Genomic DNA, 22557 nt, shown 5'->3' on the forward strand with positions numbered 1-22557 from the left:
GGACAAGGATATGGGAGTCCTCGTCGGAGTGAGTGCTTGGGCTGACGTTAAGCCTGGGGACGAAGCGATACTGCCATCGCTTCGAGCACAAGAAGTGCCTGTCCGTTCGACACAAGGCGCTTGCGGGCTTCTTCAATTGCGGCAACGCGACCCATTGTCTGACGAGGCGTCGAATCGGACGCCAGTTCGTAAACCAAATCTTCAAGATCAGCATTCACCAACTGTTGACCGGTCCCCAACTGCACCATCAGCACATCGCGATAGATCGCGAGCAAATCAACGAGCGCACGATCTAACGCATCGGTCAGAGCGCGCTTGGAACGACGCTTCTGGTCGTCTTCCAGTTGTTTGAGCATCACTCTTTGCTGACGGTCAGGTCGCTCGGATTCGTCCATGCCGAGCTGGCGAAGCAAAGCTGCTTTCTCGCGCGCGTTTCGTTCAAGAGTCTGCGCATCAGCTTGCGCCTGCGCTGTCTTCAAAAGACCTTCGGCAGCGAAAACTGCTTCTCCCACGGAGCGAACGCGAACCGGTGCGGTCATAATCTGACGACGGCGCTCACGCATTTCAGGGTCTTTCGCCAGCGCCCTCGCCAACCCGATATGCGACTGGGCGGTGCGGGCGGCGCTGATCGCGCTCTGCCGGTCTGCCACGCCTTCCCTGACAAGCAGGTCAGCGACCGCTTCCACGGATGGAATACGGAGCCCAAGGTGACGGCAACGCGAACGAATCGTCGTAATCATGTCTTCTGGGCTGGGAGAACAGAGGAGCCAGACGGTGCGAGCGGGCGGTTCTTCAATGGCTTTCAGTAGCGCGTTCGCGCCGGCTTCAGTCAGACGATCCGCATCTTCAACGATGATGACGCGCCAACGTCCCTGCGAGGGTGCTGACTGAGCGTGGAGAACCAGAGAACGCGCGGTATCGACAGAAATGACGCTGGCTTCTGTGGCCACAAGGTGCACGTCAGCATTCGATCCGTTCATCGTTGTTATGCAACCTGGGCAGTGTCCTGCACCCATGTCGGCTTCGGTGCATTGGAGGGCTGCCGCGAATGCCCTGGCAGCAACCGAACGACCCGAACCGGGCGGTCCGGTAATCAGCCACGCGTGGCTCATCGCGCGAGAAGCGTCATCGCCGGCCGAATCGATATCGTCATCGGAGGGGTCGGCTGAAGTGCGATCCGCCTGGGAGGGATCAACAGACGCGTGCGCATATCCCCCATCGACGAGGCCACGCGCACCTAGCGCAGCACCTCGAAGGATCTCGACGGCGGCTTCTTGGCCGACGAGTTCATCCCAGACGTGTGCTCCACGGAGCGCCATTAGGCTTTATCTTCTTCTGCGGATGGCCACAGGGGCACCTGTCCTGCAAGGATTCCAAGCATTGACTTCTTCTTGGATGACTTCGAAGACTGAGCGCCGGACTTTGTCTTGGCTTTCGGCGCCGAGTGCGACGCCACCTTCGCGTTATCCGTAGTCAACGGTTCGGCAGATTTGTCGACCGGTCGAGAAGGTTGATCGACGGCGGTTTCATCATCCACGTGTTGAACAACGCCAGAGCCGAAGCGTTCTTCAAGGACACCACGGATTTCGGAAAAGACTTCGTCGGGCGTGCCAACGCCGTCGATCACGATAATGCGTTCAGGTTCAGCATCGGCCAAACGCAGGTATTCGTGGCGGACGCGCTCATGGAAGTCCGTGGATTCGCGTTCCATGCGGTCGGGGGCATCCGTGCGACGACGGGCTCCCACTTCTGGAGGCAGGTCGAGCAGGAAGGTCAGGGTCGGATCTAGGCTCTGGGTTGCCCACATGGACAGGGAACGAATTTCGTCAACACCAAGCGATCGAGCGGCCCCTTGGTATGCGAGTGACGAATCGATATAGCGATCAGCCAATACGACCTCACCGGCTGCAAGAGCTGGACGGATCAGGGTAGCAACGTGGTAGGCGCGATCCGCTGCATACAGTAGGGCTTCGGTCTGAGGATCGATGTCTTCGGGACCGTTTTGAACCATCTGACGGATCTGAACGCCAAGCTCGGTACCGCCGGGCTCACGGGTGACCTTGACGGTACGACCACGCTCGATAAACCAGTCACGAACGCGCTGGATCTGCGTTGATTTTCCAGCTCCGTCGCCACCTTCGAAGGTGATAAACACACCCTCAGCGCTCATCCCCATACTCCCGTCTACCGTCATGCTTTCAATCGTCGCATGACCTGCCCTGTTTTGGAACGAAGACATGTGTTCGTCGCATGCACGTCACTGCAGGCCCCGGTGTTCAGTTCCTGCCGATGCGCACCGGTCGACCACTACTTCGTTGTCTTCTTTGCAGCAGTTTTCTTTGTTGTTGTCTTACGTGTCGTGGTCTTCTTTGTGCTCGACTTCTTCGCGGTCGCACGACCTCGCTTCGGAGCCGGCCCCTTTGCACGCTTATCGGCAAGTAGCATGAAGGCACGTTCTTCGGTCAGGTCTTCGACGCTTTCTGCACGAGGCACCGTCACGTTCGTTTCTCCGTCTGTCACGTACGGACCGAAACGACCGTCCTTCACCGTGACCTTCTTACCGGACACCGGGTCTTCACCGAACTCGCGAAGCGGTGGCTTTGCAGCGCCTCGACCGCGAACTTTCGGCTGAGCGTAGATCGCAAGAGCCTCGTCCACCGTGATCGTGAGCAACTGTTCTTCCGACGCCAGCGTGCGCGAGTCGCTCCCCTTCTTCAGGTACGGACCATAGCGACCGTTCTGAGCGGTAATCACTTCCTGCGTTTCCGGATCAACACCGACCTCGCGCGGAAGCGAAAGCAGTTGGAGAGCCTGTTCAAGGGTCACCGTCGACAGGTCCATGCTCTTAAACAACGATGCGGTTCGAGGCTTCGGTGCAGCCTTCTTGCGTCCCCTCGTAGTCGTGGCTTCTGTTTCTTCCGGTTCGGGAAGAATCTCGGTGATGTAAGGGCCGAAACGGCCGTTTTTTGCCACCAGTGTGTGACCGGTTTGCGGATCAACACCCAGCTCGCGACCATCATCTGCAGCAAGAGCGAACAGTTCGGAGATCTTTTCGGCGTTGACCTCATCGGGAGCAACGTCTTCGGGCAGGTTGGCGCGCGTGCCATCAGCCTTTTCAAGGTACGGGCCATAGCGACCCACGCGAACAACCACGTCATCACCGACAGGCTGCGAGTTCACGGCGCGAGCATCGATATCGTCGCCGAGTGATTCGACCTGATACTTCAAGCCGTCTTCATCGCCCTTGCCATTTTCACCCAGGTAAAAACCGGTGAGGAAGTCAGCACCCTTTTCTTCACCGGTAGCGATGCGGTCAAGATCCGTTTCCATAGACGCGGTGAAGTCGTAGTCAACCAATCCAGGCAGGCTCTCTTCCAGCAGACGCATGACCGAGAATGCCAACCATGTCGGCACAAGGTACTGACCGCGGTGCGTGATGTATCCGCGGTCACCGATCGTCTGGATCGTTGCCGCATACGTGGAAGGACGACCGATGCCACGCTCTTCCATAGTCTTGACCAGAGTTGCTTCGGTGTAGCGACCCGGAGGCTGAGTCTCGTGTCTTTCAGCGATTGCTTCCACGACGTTTGCACTATCGCCTTCGGAGACGTTCGGCAGAGTTGCTTCTGCTTCACTGTCCTTTTCAGCGTCGTAACGACCCTTGTCACGGCCTTCTTCGTAGGCCTGACGGAAGCCGGGCTCGGTGATGACCGTGCCAGAGGCGGAAGAAACAACAGAGTGCGCACCATCGGATGTGGCAACGTCGGTAGCAACACGAATCGTCGCGGTAAAACCGACAGCGTCGGTCATCTGCGAGGCAACCGTACGCTTCCAGATCAAGTCATAGAGAGCCAACTGCTGACGGCTCAACTGACCTGCAACCTGTGCGGGGGTACGGAAGTGATCGCCGGCGGGACGGATAGCTTCGTGAGCTTCCTGTGCTCCCTTCGCAGCCTTGCCGTACACGCGAGGCTTCTCGGGGACAGAGGCGGCACCGTAAAGTTCTGCGGCCTGCGCTCGAGCCGCGGCAATGGCTTGGCCGGACAGTACAGTCGAGTCGGTTCGCATGTAGGTGATGTAACCGGACTCGTACAGAGACTGAGCGGTACGCATTGTCGACGAGGCATTCCAGTGCAGCTTTCGCGAGGCTTCCTGCTGCAGTGTGGACGTCGTGAACGGCGCTGCCGGACGACGACGATACGGCTTCTGCGTGACCGAATCAATAACCGACGTCGTGGATGCTTCCAACGCGGTGGCGAGATCTTGAGCGAGTGCCTCGTTCAGGTGCAGGACGTCAGCCTTTTCCGACTTGTCCTTCAGAACACCCTTCTCGCTGAAGTCGGAACCTGTTGCTACGGATCGACCATCAACGTGCGTTACCTTCGCGTTGAACGCGTCGCCTGCTTCGATGCGGGTCTGGATTGACCAGTATTCAGCAGGAATGTGGGCAATACGGTCACGTTCACGATCCACGACCAGACGGGTTGCCACTGACTGCACGCGACCAGCCGACAGGGAAGGACGGATCTTGCGCCAGAGCAGAGGCGAGACCTCGTAGCCGTACAGGCGGTCAAGGATTCGACGGGTTTCCTGCGCATCGACGAGCGCCGTATCGAGCTCACGAGTGTTCTCAAGCGCGCGAGTAATCGCTTCCTTTGTGATTTCGTGGAAGACCATACGCTTAACCGGCACCTTCGGTTTCAACACCTGCAGAAGGTGCCATGCGATTGCTTCACCTTCGCGGTCCTCATCAGTTGCCAGGAAGAGTTCGTCGGCTTCTTTCAGCGCACGCCTGAGTTCGGTGACCTTTTTCTTCTTGTCCGGGTTGACCGCATAGTAAGGGGTAAAACCGTGCTCGACATCGACGGCGAAGCGGCCGTAGGGGCCCTTCTTCATGTCGGTCGGAAGCTCCTTCGGCTGAGGCAAGTCACGAATGTGCCCAATTGATGCGGTCACATGGTAGTCGGGACCTAGGTATCCCTCGATGGTCGCAGCCTTCGCGGGAGACTCCACGATGACCAGCTTTGACGCTCCCATGACTCACCCTTTCGGTGCCTAATTTGAATTCAACGAAAATCGTCGCGCTTGCCTGACCTTACAACGGACCCGGCAAATTTCGCGCACTGTCCACTCGGTGTCAACGAAAGTCCACTAGACGGTCGACTGCTTGCTACACGTCGCAACTTCAAGCATTCCTGCCCGAATCAGGGCTCGAAGCGGAGTGTCGACTTCCGCGCGAACGTCTGAGATTTCACGGTCAGTGAGCATCGCCACGGCCGCACTGATCTGCCCGACCTCTAGTTCGCCGTCGCACGCCCCAACAATCGCTGACACGGCGGTACCGACCATGATGGATCGTCCAAGTCCACTGCCCTGATGCATGATCATGACGTTCGGATCAGGGGTACCTGGAACAAAGTGGCGTTCTTCAGTCACGTCATCGGCACGAACCAGAGTCAGCGCACCAAGATCGTCCGGAAGGCGCAACGCATCCAACGTGCGCTCGACATCTGCTCCTAACGGCCTGCGCCCAGTGAGTTCAAGATCGAAGTGCTGGATTCCGCGAGCGCCACCCGCTTCGTCCGCGTCCAGTCGTCGCATGGCAACAAACCCCATGCCGACTGCGCCGACGTTCGCGCTGTCAAAGTCGGCGAGCCATTTCGCGTATGCGATTTCTCGCTTCGAATCTACGAGGCCGAAAGGATCCTCGACACCGACCATCGCTCCGGATTCGCCAATGTCCAGTTCAGCATCCGCTTCAGAATCCGCGTCGTGGGGATCAGCATCTTGAAGCCACATTTCCACGTACTGCGCGGAGTCCAAGACATCGCGCTGGACAATCCACGCGTCCACGGGCCGGTCGGAGAACCACGGCTTCAGACGATCTGACCACCCAGAATCGGGATCCACATCCGCGGGGATCTCCCAGTTCCCAATCATCTGCATATACCCGCCGGGCACCAGATAATCTGGGCCCGCCTGGATTACGGTGCGAACTAGTTCGTCACGACTCATCCCGCCATCGCGATATTCCAGCAGATCGTCGCCATCTCCGCGCAGAACATCAGGAGTAATAACGAAGGGAGGGTTCGTCACGATCAGATCAAAGGTCTGTCCAGCAACGGGTTCAAAAAGCGAACCCGCACGCACCTCAATCTGCATGTCATTCAACGCCGCATTAAAGCGTGTGAACTGGCACGCGCGCTCTGACAGGTCAGTCGCCACAACACGTTCACAATGAGTTGCCAAGTGCATCGCCTGGATTCCGCAACCACACCCCATATCGAGGGCAGACGTAAAGGGTTTTCGGATCGTCATCTCAAGCAGACTGGTGGATGCTCCACCCACACCCAACACGTGGTCAGGGCGAAGAGCTCCGCCTGTCACCATTGACGTTAGATCTGAGGCAATCCACCAATTCAGCTGTCGAGTCGAATCGGAATCTGACCCACCGCCGACCATAACGTCGGGAATCACAGCGCTGTAGGGGCGCAGGTCAACCGTCGCGCGGTAGCGCGACGGAGAGCTCGAGTCGGCCACGGGTTGCACAAGACCCAGCGACACGGCACCGGCGACGCCACACGTGGGAAGTGCCTGATCCAGCTGCTGTCCCGCCACCGTATCGCCCAACATGAAGAGCCTGGTCAAAACAGAGATCGGAGCGGTCTGAGCACGCAGTTCAACCAACGCAGGCACACGCTGTTCACGCCCCAAGGCCGTAAGAGCACGTTGCGACACAACCTGCTTCAGAGCATCGACGTACCAGCCGGCATCATCAAAGTCAGAGCGCAGACACGCGATCAGTGCCGGATCAACGATCGGCGTATTGGCAACAGCCACTTCGGATTCGTTCATGACACCAACACTAGTTGCCACCATGGACAAATCGAATTGCACAAACCGCGCCCTGTGAACACGCAAACTTGTATCCACAAGCGCGGCCTCGTCACTGAATCACCAACGACCAGCGGAAAGCGATCGTACTCAACCCAACCACGCACCAACTCCCTGCGCACCCACTCCCACCCGTCCTCGCTACACGCAGGCACCCCAACGCTGGCATGATGAGACGTACACACCGTCTACTTCAAGGACAAACATGGCCGGCGGACTCATCGCACTTCTCGACGACATTGCCACGCTCGCGAAAGCAACAGCATCATCCCTCGATGACATTGCTGTCGGCGCCGCAAAAGCATCGTCGAAAGCCGTTGGCGTCGTCATCGACGACACCGCCATCACCCCGCAGTATGTGGCTGGCCTTGACCCGAGTCGTGAAATCCCGATCATCAAGAAGATCGCGCGCGCATCCCTTATTAACAAGCTCGCCATCATCCTGCCGGTCGCATTGATCCTCACCTGGCTAGCCCCCTGGCTTCTGCCTGTCATCCTCATTATCGGTGGCTCGTATCTCTGCTTCGAAGGCGGAGAAAAAGCTCTCGCCAAGCTCCACCTCTACCCCGAACACGTTGACCACAAGGACTCAGCGACCTCCGTTACTCCTGAAGAAATTGAGATGGGCATCGTTTCTTCCGCCACTCGCACTGACCTGATTCTTTCCGCGGAAATTATGCTTATTTCGCTGGCCGGCGTCACCACCACCTCCAACCTCATCAAAGTTGGCATCATGGTCGGTGTCGCCTTCTTCATGACCTTCTTCGTCTACGGAATCGTCGCCGTCCTGGTCAAAATGGATGACCTTGGTCTACGCCTCGCAGAAAAGAAGGGTGGCATTGCCAGCTTTGGACGAGGCCTCGTTTCCGTCATGCCGAAGGTCTTCACCGTCATCGGAATCGTCGGCACGATCGCTATGCTCTGGGTCGGCGGACACATCGTCATCTCCTCCCTCAATACCCTCGGCTTCACCGTGCTCCATCACATCGTCGAGCACGGCGTCTCCTACGTCGAACACCTCGGTGGCGCCGCCGCATGGACCGCCGAAACCGTCCAATCCGGCATCTTCGGCATGATCTGGGGCATCGTCCTGGCCTACATTTGGCTCGGGTTTTCCAGCGTCATCAAGCGGGTGCGCCACACCAAGTAAGGGCATCGACGAGGCCCCAACGCAACACCTCCATCAGCAGAGGCGAGCTCGCGCACCAATTGCGCCAAGACCTACGACAGGCGGGCGCGGCCTCGTGAAACCACACCCGTTGCACCCAACGCGCGTTTTATTCCCAGCCGGCAATGGCTGAAACCTCACGTCCATGTTCCACCGTTCCCGTAGCAAAAGGGGACTAAAGCCCTGTACCCTCGAAAGTGTGAACGGCAGTCGCGGCACTGCCATTAAATACCTAACGAAGGAGACGCAATGACCGTCTACACGCTCCCCGAGCTCCCCTACGACTACGCAGCACTCGAGCCGCACATCTCCGGCACAATCATGGAACTGCACCATGACAAGCACCACGCAAACTACGTCGGTGGCGCAAACACCGCCCTTGAGAAGCTCGAAGCAGCACGCGAATCCGGCGACTTCGCCGCCATCAACCTGTACGAGAAGAACCTTGCGTTCAACCTCGGTGGCCACACCAACCACACCATCTTCTGGCAGAACATGACCCCCGACGGCCAGGGTCGCCCCGAAGGCGAACTCGCCGCAGCAATCGACGAATACTTCGGCTCCTTCGAGAAGTTCCAGGGCCAGTTCGCAGCAGCGGCTCTCGGCCTGCAGGGCTCCGGCTGGGGCATCCTCGCATGGGATGCACTCGCTGGCCGTCTGGTCACCTTCCAGCTGACCGACCAGCAGGGTAACATCCCGGTCGCCACCGTCCCGCTACTCATGCTGGATATGTGGGAGCACGCCTTCTACCTCGACTACCAGAACGTCAAGGCAGACTACGTCAAGGCATGGTGGAACATCGTCAACTGGGACGACGTCGCAGCACGCTTCGAGCGCGCCCGCACCCAGTACACCGGCCTGGTTGTCGCCTGACGCCTGCCTAGTCTCTGACTAACAAAGCAGAGCCCCGGACCTCGTAGAGGTCCGGGGCTTCGTGCTTCAATCAGAGGGTGCTCAGAGCAACGCCAGCATCGTCGGCGAGACAAGCTTCAGGACATTGTTGCGTCCCTCTTCAGCCGTCGGAGCATCCAGCGCATACGCAGCCATCTGCTGGCAGGTCGCCAGGTCGTGCAGGCGAAGAGCGGCGCGAACAGCGTTCACCTTGGTCGGTGCCATCGACAGGGAGCCAACACCCAAACCTGTCAAAACCAGCGCTAACAGCGGGTCGCCACCGGCTTCACCGCAGACACCGATCGACTTGCCTGTCGAACGACCACCTTCACAGGCGAACTTGATCATCTGCAGGACAGCCGGCTGCCACGCGGTGAGCAGCGGAGCAAGCTCGCCGTCCATGCGGTCAGCGGCCATCGTGTACTGCGTCAGGTCATTCGTGCCGATCGACGCAAAGTCAACGATGGACAGCATCTGGTCTGCTCGGATAGCGGCCGCGGGAACTTCGATCATGATGCCGACCTTCGGCAGGCCCACGCCACGCGCCTTGTCGGCGAACCACTGGGCTTCCTCAAGTGTGGACACCATCGGTGCCATGACCCAAAGGTCAGCCTTCGTGGCCTCGTAGGCGGCAGCCAAAGCAGTCAGCTGCGTATCAATCAGGTCCTCGCGAGCCTGGCAGAGGCGCAAACCGCGACGGCCAAGCGCCGGGTTTTCTTCCTTGCCAAGATCTGCAAACGACAGTGGCTTGTCGGCGCCGGCGTCAAGCGTGCGCACGACAACACGACGATCACCGAACGCCTGGAGAACCTTGGTGTAGGTTTCCGTCTGTTCTTCTAACGAAGGCGCATCCGCGCGATCGAGGAACAGGAATTCGGTACGGAACAAGCCGGAGCCTTCAAGGTCGAACTTAGCTGCGCGTTCAGCGTCATCGATCGTGCCGATGTTGGCAAGAAGCTTGACCTTGTAGCCGTCGTAGGTCGCACCTTCACCGGACGAGCCGGCAAGCGCGGTAGCGCGATGACGCGAGCGCGCTTCAAGAAGCTCAACTTCTTCGTCGGTCGGATTAACGATGACTTCACCGACGCCACCGTCAAGGGCGAGCATGTGCCCTTCGGTGATATCGAGGATGCCGGTAACCTTCACGATTGCCGGAATACCAAGCTGAGCGGCCAGAATCGCGGTGTGCGACGTGGGGCCACCGATTTCGGTGATGATGCCCTTGACCTTCTCAGGGTTCAGGGTTGCAGTTTCAGCGGGTGCCAGATCGCGAGCAACCAGGATGACAGGCTCATCGAATGAGGGAACGCCGGGAGCCGGAAGTCCGCGCAGTTCACACATTGCACGGTCGCGCACGTCGTACAGGTCGGTGGCGCGTTCCGCCATGTACCCGCCCAGTCCGCGGAGCATTTCGGCGTATTCTTCGACAGCTGCTTCGACTGCGGCAGTCACACCGAAGCCCTTCTTCAGCTTCTTGTCGATCCCCTTTGCCAGACCGCGGTCTGACGCGAGTTTGGCGGTGGCTTTCAGGATCGGCTTCGACTCTTCGGGAGCCGTTTCCATACGTTCTTTGAGGCTGTTGCTGACTGTTGCGAGAGCCTCGCGCACACGGGCACCGTCCACCTCGGGATCAGTGCAAGCAGGTTCGTTCGTATCAACGCCGGGTGCTGGGCGCACGATCGCTACCGGAGCAGCGGCTGTTCCGGCTGAGACGCCGATTCCGTGAAGGACTGAGTGTCCGGTGCTCATGCTCACTCCTGGTCGAGATCGCGCGAAAGCAGTTCGGCCAGCGAGTCGAGAACAGCGCCAGCGTTGTCATCTTCGGTGGACAGGGTGACTTCGTCGCCGTGCTTGACACCGAGGGTCATGATTTCGAGGAGCGATGCTGCGTCTGCTTCTTCACCGTCGAACGAGATAACGATGTCGACACCGGATTCATCAACGGCATCGGCAAGGATGGCAGCGGGGCGCGCGTGCAGACCAACGGAGGAGGCGATGACAACAGAACGAGAGATCATGAGGTTTTCCTTCCAACCCGGGTATGTCCATCGTTGGACATATTGACCCTTGCCTTTAATCGTAAAAGGAATTATCGTGCCTGTCAGCACACTTTCATGGTGCAATTGCGCGACCATTGTCACGTCAGCGCCTTCCGCCTTCTTCCCCATTCACGAGGCCGGCCACACTTTCATCACCCACAGCCAAGCCGAGGGCCGACTACACACCGCACCAAGACGCCCAGACTCGTCCCCTTTTTTGCCTGCTTAACACGGACTTGACCAAATATTCTGCGCGTCAGGCACACGTTCAACAGGTGACGAGATGAGTAGTCAGTAAATAGGCTCACACTTCGACAGAAGTCCATATGGTCTGCACACATCAACATCTAAAATGAACCGAACGACCGCCAGCAAAACAAGGACCTAACCCGTGAAGTCACACTCCGAGCCCACCCTGGCCGACGTAGCCAAAGAAGCCGGCGTCTCATTGACCACCGTGTCGCGAGTCCTCAACAACCGCGGATACCTGTCCCAGACAACAAAGGACCGCGTCGGCGACGCGATCGCGAAACTCGGATACCGTCCCAACCAGCTCGCACGCGCACTCCACGGCAAAAAGTCCGACACCATCGGATTGATCGTCCCGACTGTCGCACTCCCCTTCTTCGGCGAACTCGCCGTCGAGATTGAAAACGCCCTTGCCGAACAGGGCTACCGCATCCTTATCTGCAACTCGATGGGACACGCGGACCGTGAACGCGACTACTTGAACCTACTGGTTGGAAATCGAGTCGACGGTATTATTTCTGGCGCACACAACGAAGCGCTCGAGGAATACCAAACGATCCGCATGCCACTGGTCACCATCGACCGCGAGCTCTCACCCCGGATCCCTAACGTTCGTTGCAACAACGAAACCGCCGGATACGACGCCACCAGGCGCTTGTTGGACGCAGGCTGCCACCGACCGGCCCTGCTGACCTCGCGCGCGCACCCGAAGAACCTGCGCGAGCACGGATATCGTCGAGCCCTTGGCGAAGACGGCGTTGAACCGGTCATTCTGGAAGTTCCCTTCCACACGGATTCTGCGATCCGCCAACTGGCCGTCAATGAATGCCTCAACTCTGTCGCCGAAGAAATCGATGGCGTTTTCGCCACCGATGACCTGGCCGCGGCCGAGGTCCTCGAATGGGCACGCCTGCACAACCTGACCGTTCCAGGCGACCTGCGAATCATCGGCTTCGATGGAACCCAGGCTATTCACCGCGCTCTTCCCGGACTGACCACGCTACGCCAGCCCCTCGATCTGATTGCCCGCAAGGCCGTCGAGATCCTGCTTGCGCAGATCAACGGTGAAACTAGCAGCGAGGCCCACGGCTCTGCCGACACATCCGATGATTCTCACGACCGAGCGACTGGCGGAAGCTACGAGTTCCCAGTGACTTTGATTGAAGGCTGGACCGCGTAAGCACACATCTCAATTCAATCGAATCAGGGGCACTGACGATTGTCAGTGCCCCTTCATTATTCGCACTCAGATCACACACACGACGGGGAGAAGGCCGTAGCCTTCTCCCCGTCACGTGTCAGGAATAAAACCCGATTAGGCAGTTACTTCCTTCGGCTGTGCCTCAAGGAAGGTATCGTTCGTGGAAACGGTGCCCGTGCCGGAAAGCTCGACGGAGTCAAACTTCTTCTTATTGGTGACGACAACCGGGGTGATGGTATCGTAACCGGCTGCGCGGATACCGTCCCAGTCAACCTCGGCGAGGACATCGCCACGACGGACCATGTCGCCCTTGGCGACGCGGGGGGTGAAGCACTTGCCTTCAAGCTTGACCGTGTCCATACCAATGTGGATCAGAACCTGCATGCCGGATGCGGACTTCAGGCCGTAGGCGTGGCCGGTCTCGAATGCGACCGTGACCTTGCCGTCAAATGGTGCGACGACTACACCACCGGCGGGAATGATTGCTGCGCCCGGGCCGAGCATGCCCTTGGCGAAGGACTCGTCCTTGACTTGCTCGAGCGGGATGATTTCACCGGCGAGAGGTGCGGTGATGGTGTAGTCGGTGTCTGCGCCTTCGGCGTATTCAACGATCTTGGCTTCTGCGACGCCAGTAGCTGCAGGTGCAGCTACGACGGCAGAATCGGCGGATGCTGCGACTGCGCCACCTTCGGCCAAGTCCACCTTGCCTCGCGTTGAGGCATAGGCGAAGGTGGCACCGAAGGATAGGGCAAAGACGAGGATTTCAAGGAGCAGGTACATCGGGATGTCATTCGGGATGATCGACACGAAGCCGACGAAGCCTGCTGCACCGAGTGCCTGGCCACGAACGTCGAAGAGTGCGACGCCGGCGGAGCCGATTGCTGCAGCAACCATGCCGACGTAGAAGGGCCAGCGCAGGCGCAGGTTGACACCGAAGATTGCGGGTTCGGTAATACCGAAGACTGCGGACGCGCCGCCGGCGCCGGCGAGGCCCTTCAGCTTGGCATCGCGGGCCTTCAGGAAGACAGCGAGGGCTGCAGCACCCTGAGCGATGTTTGCCATGGAGGCGATCGGGAAGATGAAGTCACCGATGCCACCATTAACGGGGAGTAGCGGGATTTCAACTGCCGGGAAGGACTGGTGCAGGCCGGTGACGACGATCGGCGAGTAGAAGAAGCCGAAGATCAGGCCACCGATTGGGCCGAGCGTGGAGTAACCCCAGTTGATGCCGTTGGTGATGCCTTCTGCGAGAACGCGGGTGATCGGGCCGATTGCGATGAATGCGAGGAAGCCGGTGAGAAGCATGGTGACCAGCGGGGTGACGAGGAAGTCAACGGTGCCGGACAGGCGCTTGTGCAGCCACTTTTCGATGACGCACATGACGAAGGTGACGGCGAGGGTCGGGATGACCTGTGCCTGGTAGCCGATCTTGGCAACTTCCATGCCGAAGAGGTGCCAGTATTCAACCTCTGCGTCGCCAGCAAGTGCCGCGCCGGTATTCCATGCATTGAGCAGGTCGGAGGAGATCATTGCCGCGCCGATTGCTGCACCGAGGTAGACGTTGCCACCGAAGCGCTTTGCAGCGGAGAAGCCAACCAGGACAGGCAGCGAAGCGAATGCTGCCGACGAGATCATGTTGATCAGGGAGGCGTAGTCAGCGATGGCCGGGAACATTCCAACGACGGACTGTTCGCCGAAGAGGCCTTCAGCGGTCAGAACGTTGTTGATAGCCATCATCAGACCGCCGGCGATCAGGGCGGGGAGGACTGGAACGAAGATGTCAGCGATCATCTTGATGAAGCGCGAGAAGAGGTTGCCGGACTTTGCGGCTTCTTCCTTGGCTTCATCCTTGGAGACCTCGCGGACGGAGTGGTTTTCGACCATCTTGCGGTAGACGTTATCGACATCGCCGGGACCGACGATGATCTGGAACATGCCACCTGCTGCGAAGGTGCCCTTGAGGTCTCCGTTCGCGTCGAGGGCAGCCTGGTCAATCTTAGACTCGTCGACAATAACGAGTCGCAGGCGGGTTGCGCAGTGTGCGGCTGCGCTGATGTTATCGGCACCTCCGACCGCTTCTACAACTTCGGACGCCACCTTGGCGTAATCCATTGCCATCCACGTTCCTTTCTCGGTGGGCCAGGCGCGTGTACAACGTCGTCGTTCACTACCGGGCTATATAGCAATCGTTTGACATACTATGTGCGCCATACGCCTCAGCGCAAGGGCTTTTGTCTCATTGTTATGTGGACTTTTCGCCGAACTGACGCGCAAAAATGTGCGCTTACCACCTCAGCAGTGATGACCTGCGGACACATTCCAGCCGAAGCCCACCCAGATTGTCGATTCACGAGGCCGCGCACACATCTCACACGCCACCCTTTACTTGGCGCGGACACCTTTCAGTCCAGACGAGCCCTGCATATGTTTGTCAGAGTTACAGAACCCGATTCGCATCGCGCTTCGAGCCCAGCTGCTTCACCGTTCAAGAAGGAGCGGAAGGTGAAGGCCTTGCGACCATCTCCGAGGAAGATTTCGGTGAGAGACCGGTCATGGATGATCTCAATATGCTCCGACTCTTCGTCCGTGAGGGTCACGGTTCGCATATCTCCATGTGGGTAACGCGAGTCGGAGCGATCAACGGCCAGGGATGACGGACTCAGTGTCACATTCACTCCCGCCCCCGTTGAGCCGATGACGAACGTAATGGAGGTGGCCTCGTCGGATGAAGTAGCGGAAGGTGCGTTGAACTCGACGTCAGCTGAGAACCTCCACGAACGCGAACCCGCGAGAGTCTCCACTTCGGAGTCGAATGACAGCGGCAAGCCGGGCAGGTAGGGACGCTGAACAAGCACGCCGTCAACCAACACCAGCTGTCGCGGAGAGGTCAAGCAGTGCACCCACCCTCCGGTTTCGATCGAGGGCTGGTCATCTTCGCTGGCGTTGCCGGCCCAGCCGACAAGAAGCGCGGGCTTCTCGTCACTCCATGCACCCCACGCGGTGTCAGTGCGCGCGTAGACCTGGGGAGCGTAGAACTCGAAACCGCGGTCAAGCTCGGTAAATGATCCGTCACACTCGGTAAATTCTGTGCCGACCAGTTTTCCGACGATGTAAATGCAGGGGAAGATGTTTTCGTAGCCTTCAACGTCGGGGGCGATGCCCTGGGGACAGAAGATGAGGACGTCGCGGACTTCACCACTGACCTCATCGCTCAGGCGAACGAGGTTCGGGCATTCCCACATATAGCCGAAGGCGTCGAATGTGCCGTTCGCATCGGGGAAGGTCATTTCTCCTTCACATTCCCAGGTACGCAGGTTGCTCGAACGGTAGAGAAGGGCGGCGCCGGTTTCGTTTTCGCGTTGCACGCCGAGGAGCATGCGGTAGCTACCCGGCACTTCGGGATCGGCCCAGACCTGCGGGTCGCGGAAGTGAGCGGTATAGCCGTTGGGCTGATGGCCGATAATCGGCGGAACAAGCTTGGTGAACGATTTCATGTCGGACGTGATGACGACGCACTGGGTCGCTTCGCGCTCACCGGTCTGAGGATCCTTGTAGTTGCCCGTGTACCAGAGTTCCACGCCCTCTTCGGTCGCGATCGCAGTACCGGAGTAGGCGCCGTTTGCGTCCTGGTGAGTGTCGGGCAGGATCGCAGGTTTCAGGTATTCCCAGTTCACGAGGTTCTTCGACGTCGCATGACCCCAGTAAACAAGCTTCTTCGGATGCTCCGGGGTGTACTGGAAGAAGGCGTGGTAAGTGTCGCCAACTTTGATCAGGCCGTTCGGATCATTGAGGCGCCCAACTGGCGGAGCGACATGAAATTGGGGGTAGTCCGCGTCTTCGCAGGCGTGAGAGCGACGTTCAGCATTGAGTGCAAAAGCCAGGAAATCCTCAGTCATTCTTCGAGACTAGCAAGTATGTCACTCGTTTGACAGAGGCTTTCGGTCATAACTTTACACACACCTCGAATCAGTCGGCCCGAATCGGGAAGCACGCCGCTTATTCAATTCCAGCAATTCGCGAGGCAGCACCGCAGGCGCGACCCCACGATCAAGATCACGCGACACCGTCTCAACCAAAGCGTGAACAAGCGCGGACAAAGCCCGCAATTCCGTCATATTCGTCGCCGAATCGAACGAGCGAACCTCAATCGTTCCACAGCCCGGCGATGGGCGAACATCCCAGCGAACCTCGTTGAAATTCACGATCCCGCCCGCGCGCTTCAAACGCTCCTCAAGATCTTCGACCTGCTCCCACGAATCCAACAGGTGTGGCAAGCCAGCGGTCGGCAGGCGTGGAGAGTCGGAATGTCGCCCGCGAAAAACCGCCTGCGGATGCGAAAAAGCTGGAACACAGGCAGACTGGAAGTATGGAATTTATACTTCGACTCATTGCAACCATGGCTGGTATCTGGGCAGCGACCCTGATTGTGCCGTCGATCAATTTCACCGACGGAACGTCACTAGCCTCCACTCTGATCGCCCTTGCGGTGATCGCATTGGTGTTCACTCTGGTGAACTCCCTGATCAAACCTCTGGTGAAGGTTTTGACCTTCCCCCTGTACATCCTGACCTTCGGTTTGTTCGCCATCGTTACCGACGCCCTGCTGTTCATGCTGACCGGCGCACTTTCAACATCCGTTGGCATTCCCTTTGAAACGGGTGGCTTCTGGGCAAGCTTCTTTGGTGCTGTCATCACCGCAATCGTCTCGTCCCTTGTTGCCGGCTTGATTGGCGCAAAGAAGGACAAGTAGTCCGCGTTCGGTCAGATGACAATGTGAACCGCTGAGATTAGGGGGCGGGGGTGTTCTGGATCCAGAACACCCCCGCCCCTTCGTATTGCTCGACGCTTCACATCTCGGTCGATGCAGGCGTTGACCGAGGCCCTTTCAGATTGGCCACGTCTCCATTCGCCATGCCGCGTCCCAGAACATCCATTCGTATCGGCTGGCCTGAACGAACGCGTCCCTCATGCGCTGGCGCTGGAGTTCTACAACGCCTTCGGCCACGCGGTCAACGATCCCGCGGACGATCTTGGTTTCTTCCGCAAACACGGGGTTTGCGTACATTCCAATCCAGTCACCGTAGGGGTGTTTTTCAAGGTCGCCGGCAGTGTCGAGGAGCTCAGTCCCCACCACTTGGTAGATCCAGAAGCAGGGCAGAACCGCTGCGGCAGCAATCCCGTATTCGCCGCTGGCAAGCTGGGCAGCCAAGAAGTCAGAGTAGGCACGACACGTTGGCGAAGGCGTTGCCGCTGCCATCACGTCGACGTGCGACGCGTGGAGCTCTCGCTCAACCTTGATCGAATTCGCCGATGCTTCGGCCCAGAACACCAGGTCATCCGGATCGTGCGCAAAAGTGGCGAGACCAGCAAGAGCTTTCGCGTATGCAGCTAAATACAGGGCGTCTTGGACCATGTAGTAGTTGAATTTGTCTTGGCTGAGGCTCCCGTCACCGAGACCTCGAACGAATTGCCCCTGGTCAATCGCTTTCTTAATGGGGGCGATCTCTTCCCACAGTTCGTCAGTGAACATCATTGTCCTTCATCATGTCGTTATTCCACAGCGCGTAGAAGTGGTGGACGGGACCGTGCCCGTGTCCGACTCCAAGCTCATCAGCCTGTTCGATCGCGCCCGTCAGGTACGCCTTCGCGCGCGTGACAGCTTCGAGCCACGAGTCGCAACGCGGGCGAAGAGCCGCAATCGATGATGAGAGCGTGCATCCTGTTCCGTGCGTATTCTTCGTGTGAATACGGTGAGCGGTCAGAATATGCGGTTCTGAGTCACCTTCGCCGAGGAAGACATCGCAGGCTTTCTCATCCAGGTGACCACCCTTCACCAGCGCATTCTTCACGCCTAGCTCGCGCAAAGCGAACGCTTGCTCCGTCATCTCATTGACGTTGGTTGCCCAATCGGATTCAAGAAGAACCGCTGCCTCAGCAAGATTCGGTGTAATCAAATCTGCGACAGTGCACAACTGCCGAACAGTGGCGATAGCCTCGTTGTCCAATAGGGGATCACCCGAGGTTGCCACCATCACCGGATCAAGCACCGTGTAAGGCAACCGCGGAAGGTATTCGCCAACAAGGCGTGCCAAGTCTGCAGTTGCCAGCATCCCGATCTTCGTTGCATCGGGAGCAATATCGTCAAGAACCGTGTCTAACTGGAGTTTGACGAAATCAACGGGAACCGCGTGGACTCCGGCCACGCCCTTCGTTGATTGTGCGGTCAGAGCGGTAATGACGCTCATCGCGTACGCACCATTGGCGCTCATCGCTTTCATATCAGCCTGAATACCTGCTCCACCCGAGGGATCAGACCCGGCAATCGTCAAAGCGGTCACTGTAGGAATCATCGATCACTCACCCCCGTCGCTTCCTGACGACCAGCGTCGGGAGCGCTGCTCCACGCATTCAGAAGATCGCGAGCAGCCTGCTTCGGATCCTCTGCGCAACAGATTGCCGAAACCACGGCACCACCATTCACACCACGCGCTTTCAAAGGTGCCATGTCATCGATACCAACACCACCAATAGCGACACTTGGCATAACGGCAAGGCGCGCAAGCCGTTCACACCCGTCATAGCCAAGGACATCGGGCGTATTCGTCTTCGTTGCCGTGGTGCGCAGAACCGAGAGGCCAACGTGATCTGCAACCCCTTCGCTTGCCGCAATCCGCGCCTCTTCATCAGTCCCAACAGACAATCCAAGGAACGCGACCTCGCCGATCATTTCACGCACAACCTTCGCGGGAAGATCCGATTGACCAACGTGCACACCCGCAACTGGGACACCCAATGCGCGAGCTGCGAGGAACACATCCACCCGGTCATTGACGATCACGGGAACCTGGTCGCCGACCGCATTCGCTACTTCGCAGACCTCATCAAGGAAGGGACCGCCATCGGAAGTCTTCGCGCGAAGCTGGACGCACGTTGCTCCACCTTCGACGGCGGCTTCAACCGTTTCAAGAACACTCCGCCCCATCGATTCGCACTGCTCAGCATCCGTCACCAAATAGACCCGCAGGTCAGGAGCATTCCTCATGACAGCGGAATCCTGTCAAGGTCGTCTGTCGAGACCAAGTAGAGCGAATCAAGGAAGTGCATCTGGAACGTACCCGGGCCCGACGCTTTCTCTTGAGCAATCTCACCCGCAGCAGAGTAGACGGCGTGACCGGCAGCAACCGCTTCCAGCGGCGTCACCGCACGCGTCTTCGCCGCACCGACGAAAGCAGCGAGGAACGCACCCAGCGCACAGCCACCACCGGTGACGCGAGTCAGCATTTCTGCGCCACCACCAACACGAATAATCTGATCTGCGCTGACAATTGCGTCGGTTGCGCCGGAGATTGCAACAACACTGCCGTAGTTGCGCGCAATGAGCTGGGCTGCTTCGAACGCTGATTCAACCTCGTCGGAGGCATCGACGCCACGACCACCAGCTCCCTCACCCGCAAGCGCGATGATTTCCGAGGCGTTACCTCGAACAACAGTCGGCCCCATTGTCACCAGCTCACGCGCAAGATCGGTGCGATGCACCAAGGCACCAACCGCAACCGGATCCAATACCCACGGAACGTCCGCTGCGACCGCAGCTGACGCGGCTTCACGAGCAGCTTCACGCTGTTCGGGGGTCGGCGTTCCCAAGTTAATCAGCAGACCGGACGCGATCGACGCAAACGGTCCCGCTTCGCCAACAATGTCGACCATTGCAGGGGCAGCGCCGATGGCCAAAAGGACGTTTGCCGTAAAGTTTGTGACCACTGAATTGGTAATGCACGAAACCAATGGGCTTGTTTCTCGGACAGCTTCAAGAGCCGAAGATACGATGGCACGATCCATCATTGACATTCCCTTCGTCAGAATTATCTCGACAGGTTCAACGGGTTTTTTCTCAGCCTGTGGCACCCCGTGTCACGCCATCACGTTAGCAGGTTGGACGCGGTTTCAGAGCGCTCGTCTGCATCTGTCCACCGGTGTTTATCCGATTGTTCAGCCCTCGTCATGGATGCGCCTAGTGTCGAAGACATACGCTTGAGAGGTCGTCTGCTCGGTCAAACCGAGCGATTCGATCCGATGTTCTTCCCATTCTTTAACCTCGGTAAGCCCCGGCTCATTTTGGCGATTCTCAATATCTCCTAGCAGGTTACGGTAGGTTCCAATGTCGTGCGCAACCAGATTCTGTCCCTGTTTTTCGGCCGGGATGTACGTTTGCCCATCAAAGTGAACGGTTGTCACTCCTTGGGAAGTCGCTCCCCCGTCGAGTGCTGGCACCAGGTCTCTGGTGTTCTCTAATGCGAGGACGTGGACGTGCGAAGGAGTCTGCGATCCGCCAATCGGGGACCCCGCTGTCAGGGCTGATACGACGTGGTAGTTCTGGTTCACGTCGCTACTGGTCGCCAGTTGAGCGGCAATAATGCCTCCTTGCGAATGACCAACGAATTCGACGGGTTCATCCGCTTTGATTCCAGCCATTTTCATCGCCTCTAGGACCGCGCGTGATTGGTCGGATTCGCGCCCTGCTACCCCCTCAAAATTGGTGAGCATATCCTGCGGGTTACTTCCCCCGACGCTCCACTTCTGAGTACCTCGAATGACGACTGACCAGGACGAACGTGTTCGTGATCCACCCGGCGATGACGCATCGGAGGGAATCGGAGTGCTGTGTCGGATGATCTTGATTTGCCCTTCTTCGCCTCCTGAATTCAGTCCTGAAAGTGACTCCAACAGTTGTGATGGTTTCCGCGGAGTTTCAACCGTGGAAATAGGAGTAGGGGTGCTCATTGCAGGTCGAGTATCGGGGGTAGAAGGGGTGACCACGCGCTGAGTCGGATGCGAACGGATCGCACCAACCCCCTGCCCCACTCTACCGACGATCGACAGAACGGAGAGCGCGAAAGGCGTATGCGGACTCGCCGCTAATATGGGAGCGAATCCTTCTTTCACTGCTTTGATAATCCGATGTCCTCTGCCGGCTCCCGACGAGGAGCCTGTCTGAATTTCCACGCCCGTGACATTTCCGAAGAACAGTGCACCAATTCCGGACGACCACGATGCGGCGTACCCGGCGACCTGCTTCGTTGAGCTTCCGGGCACACCGCGCCGAGCGCCGAAAAGATGCAGAACGCCGAAGGAGAACGCGTCAAGATCGCGTTCAAAACGAAGTGCCGTTAAACCATCTGAGCGCCCGAACATGAACGCCAGGATCGCTGATAGGACATCAAGGTTCCGCGAGCGCACATCCCATGTGTTTTCCCTTAGCCACTGTGCAATCATCGGAAAGCCCGGTGCAGGCTCTTTGAGGTTCGGCTGCGAAAGATTCAGGTTGAAGATGGGACTGTCGTTGTGGGTTGATGACAAAAGCGCAACCGCTCGCGAGTCTGCGCCCGAATAGATGGCTGCACAGTAGGCGATCGAGTCGGCGAATGCGGACAGTTTGGCGCGAAGATACGTCATCAACGAGGCCACTTCTTCTATCGCACTAACAGCCGTGTATGCGGTGGGGCTGAGCCCGATACCCAGGCGTGCATGATCCTGAGCCGACCGAGTGGAAGCGATCAATGCGGATAGCGACTCTTCACTCTTGCGAAGCCGGGTACATGCCATGATCAACGCATCCGTGTCAACGTGCGTTGGCCCGCTTGTCACAACAATTCTGTTCATGTCAGAACACACCTGATGACTCAGAGAACGTATGCGAAGCAAAAGAGGCAGGCGTATATGCGCCCAGCGATAACGGATTTGTTGTTTGTCCGGGCATCAGAACAACGCTGGCTAGCTGACACTCAGCAATCGCCGTGTCGAGTGCTAAAAGCGCATCATCTCCCGAGTCCATGACCACTCCGAGCTGTCCTAAAAGCACCAAGAGGTCATCTCGAGCTGCATCTGCAGCTCCACCCTGCCAGTCTTCGAAGCGCTCACATGCAACGTCGCCGTGTATGTCTTCAAGCACTTTGCATACGCTCCGCATTGATTCGCGAGCGACCTGCATATTGCCTACTTCATCCACGGATCCTCCTTCCACTCCCCACGCTAGAAGGACAGTGACAACGAGGAAAATCGAGGGAAGCAAAATTGTGGATAACCAATTTCAGGGACGAGCACCTGTGGATATCCTC

General features: G+C 58.2%; 19 protein-coding genes. 4 read left to right on the forward strand and 15 right to left on the reverse strand.

The window, feature by feature from the left end; translation table 11 throughout:
• Positions 1–47: 47 nt before the first annotated feature.
• From HMPREF9241_RS01440 to HMPREF9241_RS01455, 4 genes are all read right to left on the reverse strand, one after another.
• Positions 48–1319: a DNA polymerase III subunit delta' gene (locus HMPREF9241_RS01440; RefSeq protein WP_006680500.1), complete on the reverse strand. Its 1272-nt coding sequence runs from the start codon at positions 1317–1319 to the stop codon at positions 48–50.
• Positions 1319–2170, reverse strand: coding sequence for a dTMP kinase (gene tmk / locus HMPREF9241_RS01445; protein WP_006680501.1), 852 nt, complete (start codon positions 2168–2170; stop codon positions 1319–1321). Before tmk ends, HMPREF9241_RS01440 begins: the two co-directional genes overlap by 1 nt.
• 137 nt (positions 2171–2307) lie before the next feature.
• Entirely contained in the window at positions 2308–5037 is a 2730-nt protein-coding gene (topA, locus tag HMPREF9241_RS01450) for a type I DNA topoisomerase (protein WP_006680502.1), read from the reverse strand.
• A gap of 114 nt (positions 5038–5151) precedes the next feature.
• Positions 5152–6855 carry a DUF7059 domain-containing protein gene (locus HMPREF9241_RS01455; RefSeq protein ID WP_040318435.1) on the reverse strand — a complete coding sequence of 568 codons (1704 nt, stop codon included), beginning with the start codon at positions 6853–6855 and terminating at the stop codon, positions 5152–5154.
• A gap of 244 nt (positions 6856–7099) precedes the next feature.
• On the opposite strand from HMPREF9241_RS01455, the gene HMPREF9241_RS01460 reads away from it, so the two are divergent.
• Together HMPREF9241_RS01460 and HMPREF9241_RS01465 are read left to right on the forward strand one after the other, a co-directional pair.
• Complete coding sequence (locus tag HMPREF9241_RS01460; RefSeq protein ID WP_006680504.1) at positions 7100–8044, forward strand: DUF808 domain-containing protein; 945 nt, start codon at positions 7100–7102, stop codon at positions 8042–8044.
• Between the two features lie 267 nt (positions 8045–8311).
• Positions 8312–8935: a superoxide dismutase gene (locus HMPREF9241_RS01465; RefSeq protein WP_006680505.1), complete on the forward strand. Its 624-nt coding sequence runs from the start codon at positions 8312–8314 to the stop codon at positions 8933–8935.
• 81 nt (positions 8936–9016) lie between these two features.
• Here the strand turns inward: HMPREF9241_RS01465 and ptsP are convergent, their stop codons facing one another.
• Both ptsP and HMPREF9241_RS01475 read right to left on the reverse strand, forming a co-directional pair.
• A complete protein-coding gene (gene ptsP / locus HMPREF9241_RS01470; RefSeq protein ID WP_006680506.1) occupies positions 9017–10702 on the reverse strand; it encodes a phosphoenolpyruvate--protein phosphotransferase in 1686 nt (561 codons plus the stop codon).
• A gap of 2 nt (positions 10703–10704) precedes the next feature.
• Positions 10705–10971, reverse strand: a complete 267-nt coding sequence (locus tag HMPREF9241_RS01475) for an HPr family phosphocarrier protein (protein ID WP_006680507.1) — start codon at positions 10969–10971, stop codon at positions 10705–10707.
• 412 nt (positions 10972–11383) lie between these two features.
• Here HMPREF9241_RS01475 and HMPREF9241_RS01480 point away from each other — a divergent pair, with 412 nt between their 5' ends.
• Positions 11384–12421, forward strand: coding sequence for a LacI family DNA-binding transcriptional regulator (locus HMPREF9241_RS01480; RefSeq protein ID WP_006680508.1), 1038 nt, complete (start codon positions 11384–11386; stop codon positions 12419–12421).
• Between the two features lie 135 nt (positions 12422–12556).
• On the opposite strand, the gene HMPREF9241_RS01485 is transcribed toward HMPREF9241_RS01480, so the two are convergent.
• From HMPREF9241_RS01485 to HMPREF9241_RS01495, 3 genes are all read right to left on the reverse strand, one after another.
• Entirely contained in the window at positions 12557–14560 is a 2004-nt protein-coding gene (locus tag HMPREF9241_RS01485) for a sucrose-specific PTS transporter subunit IIBC (protein ID WP_006680509.1), read from the reverse strand.
• Between the two features lie 284 nt (positions 14561–14844).
• A complete protein-coding gene (locus HMPREF9241_RS01490) occupies positions 14845–16338 on the reverse strand; it encodes a glycoside hydrolase family 32 protein (protein WP_006680510.1) in 1494 nt (497 codons plus the stop codon).
• 54 nt (positions 16339–16392) lie between these two features.
• The gene (locus HMPREF9241_RS01495) at positions 16393–16815 is read right to left on the reverse strand and encodes a glutamate-cysteine ligase family protein (protein ID WP_336619914.1); all 423 of its coding nucleotides are present in this window, start codon (positions 16813–16815) and stop codon (positions 16393–16395) included.
• Between HMPREF9241_RS01495 and HMPREF9241_RS01500 the strand changes: the two genes are divergently transcribed.
• Complete coding sequence (locus tag HMPREF9241_RS01500) at positions 16809–17192, forward strand: phage holin family protein (protein ID WP_006680511.1); 384 nt, start codon at positions 16809–16811, stop codon at positions 17190–17192. The genes HMPREF9241_RS01495 and HMPREF9241_RS01500 overlap by 7 nt on opposite strands.
• A 135-nt stretch (positions 17193–17327) precedes the next feature.
• On the opposite strand, the gene HMPREF9241_RS01505 is transcribed toward HMPREF9241_RS01500, so the two are convergent.
• The 6 genes from HMPREF9241_RS01505 to HMPREF9241_RS01530 form a co-directional block, all read right to left on the reverse strand.
• A complete protein-coding gene (locus tag HMPREF9241_RS01505; protein ID WP_207326461.1) occupies positions 17328–17975 on the reverse strand; it encodes a TenA family protein in 648 nt (215 codons plus the stop codon).
• Entirely contained in the window at positions 17962–18792 is an 831-nt protein-coding gene (thiD, locus tag HMPREF9241_RS01510) for a bifunctional hydroxymethylpyrimidine kinase/phosphomethylpyrimidine kinase (RefSeq protein WP_006680513.1), read from the reverse strand. The genes HMPREF9241_RS01505 and thiD overlap by 14 nt, the downstream gene beginning before the upstream one ends.
• A complete protein-coding gene (thiE, locus tag HMPREF9241_RS01515) occupies positions 18789–19484 on the reverse strand; it encodes a thiamine phosphate synthase (RefSeq protein ID WP_006680514.1) in 696 nt (231 codons plus the stop codon). The genes thiD and thiE overlap by 4 nt, the downstream gene beginning before the upstream one ends.
• Positions 19481–20284: a hydroxyethylthiazole kinase gene (gene thiM / locus HMPREF9241_RS01520; RefSeq protein WP_006680515.1), complete on the reverse strand. Its 804-nt coding sequence runs from the start codon at positions 20282–20284 to the stop codon at positions 19481–19483. Before thiM ends, thiE begins: the two co-directional genes overlap by 4 nt.
• A gap of 147 nt (positions 20285–20431) precedes the next feature.
• On the reverse strand, positions 20432–22102 hold the full coding sequence (locus HMPREF9241_RS08725) for a hypothetical protein (RefSeq protein ID WP_006680516.1): 1671 nt from the start codon (positions 22100–22102) through the stop codon (positions 20432–20434).
• A gap of 1 nt (position 22103) precedes the next feature.
• Positions 22104–22448 carry a hypothetical protein gene (locus tag HMPREF9241_RS01530; protein ID WP_006680517.1) on the reverse strand — a complete coding sequence of 115 codons (345 nt, stop codon included), beginning with the start codon at positions 22446–22448 and terminating at the stop codon, positions 22104–22106.
• Positions 22449–22557 lie beyond the last annotated feature (109 nt).

It is taken from the genome of Schaalia turicensis ACS-279-V-Col4, from assembly GCF_000296505.1.
Classification (GTDB): Bacteria; Actinomycetota; Actinomycetes; order Actinomycetales; family Actinomycetaceae; genus Pauljensenia; species Pauljensenia turicensis_A.

Excerpts from the sequence above, each read along its gene's own strand:
- HMPREF9241_RS01440 (WP_006680500.1), bottom strand. The coding sequence starts at position 1,319 with ATGGCGCTCCGTGGAGCACACGTCTGGGATGAACTCGTCGGCCAAGAA.
- tmk (WP_006680501.1), bottom strand. The coding sequence starts at position 2,170 with ATGAGCGCTGAGGGTGTGTTTATCACCTTCGAAGGTGGCGACGGAGCT.
- topA (WP_006680502.1), bottom strand. The coding sequence starts at position 5,037 with ATGGGAGCGTCAAAGCTGGTCATCGTGGAGTCTCCCGCGAAGGCTGCG.
- HMPREF9241_RS01455 (WP_040318435.1), bottom strand. The coding sequence starts at position 6,855 with ATGAACGAATCCGAAGTGGCTGTTGCCAATACGCCGATCGTTGATCCG.
- HMPREF9241_RS01460 (WP_006680504.1), top strand. The coding sequence starts at position 7,100 with ATGGCCGGCGGACTCATCGCACTTCTCGACGACATTGCCACGCTCGCG.
- HMPREF9241_RS01465 (WP_006680505.1), top strand. The coding sequence starts at position 8,312 with ATGACCGTCTACACGCTCCCCGAGCTCCCCTACGACTACGCAGCACTC.
- ptsP (WP_006680506.1), bottom strand. The coding sequence starts at position 10,702 with ATGAGCACCGGACACTCAGTCCTTCACGGAATCGGCGTCTCAGCCGGA.
- HMPREF9241_RS01475 (WP_006680507.1), bottom strand. The coding sequence starts at position 10,971 with ATGATCTCTCGTTCTGTTGTCATCGCCTCCTCCGTTGGTCTGCACGCG.
- HMPREF9241_RS01485 (WP_006680509.1), bottom strand. The coding sequence starts at position 14,560 with ATGGCAATGGATTACGCCAAGGTGGCGTCCGAAGTTGTAGAAGCGGTC.
- HMPREF9241_RS01490 (WP_006680510.1), bottom strand. The coding sequence starts at position 16,338 with ATGACTGAGGATTTCCTGGCTTTTGCACTCAATGCTGAACGTCGCTCT.
- HMPREF9241_RS01500 (WP_006680511.1), top strand. The coding sequence starts at position 16,809 with ATGGAATTTATACTTCGACTCATTGCAACCATGGCTGGTATCTGGGCA.
- HMPREF9241_RS01505 (WP_207326461.1), bottom strand. The coding sequence starts at position 17,975 with ATGATGTTCACTGACGAACTGTGGGAAGAGATCGCCCCCATTAAGAAA.
- thiD (WP_006680513.1), bottom strand. The coding sequence starts at position 18,792 with ATGATTCCTACAGTGACCGCTTTGACGATTGCCGGGTCTGATCCCTCG.
- thiE (WP_006680514.1), bottom strand. The coding sequence starts at position 19,484 with ATGAGGAATGCTCCTGACCTGCGGGTCTATTTGGTGACGGATGCTGAG.
- thiM (WP_006680515.1), bottom strand. The coding sequence starts at position 20,284 with ATGATGGATCGTGCCATCGTATCTTCGGCTCTTGAAGCTGTCCGAGAA.
- HMPREF9241_RS08725 (WP_006680516.1), bottom strand. The coding sequence starts at position 22,102 with ATGAACAGAATTGTTGTGACAAGCGGGCCAACGCACGTTGACACGGAT.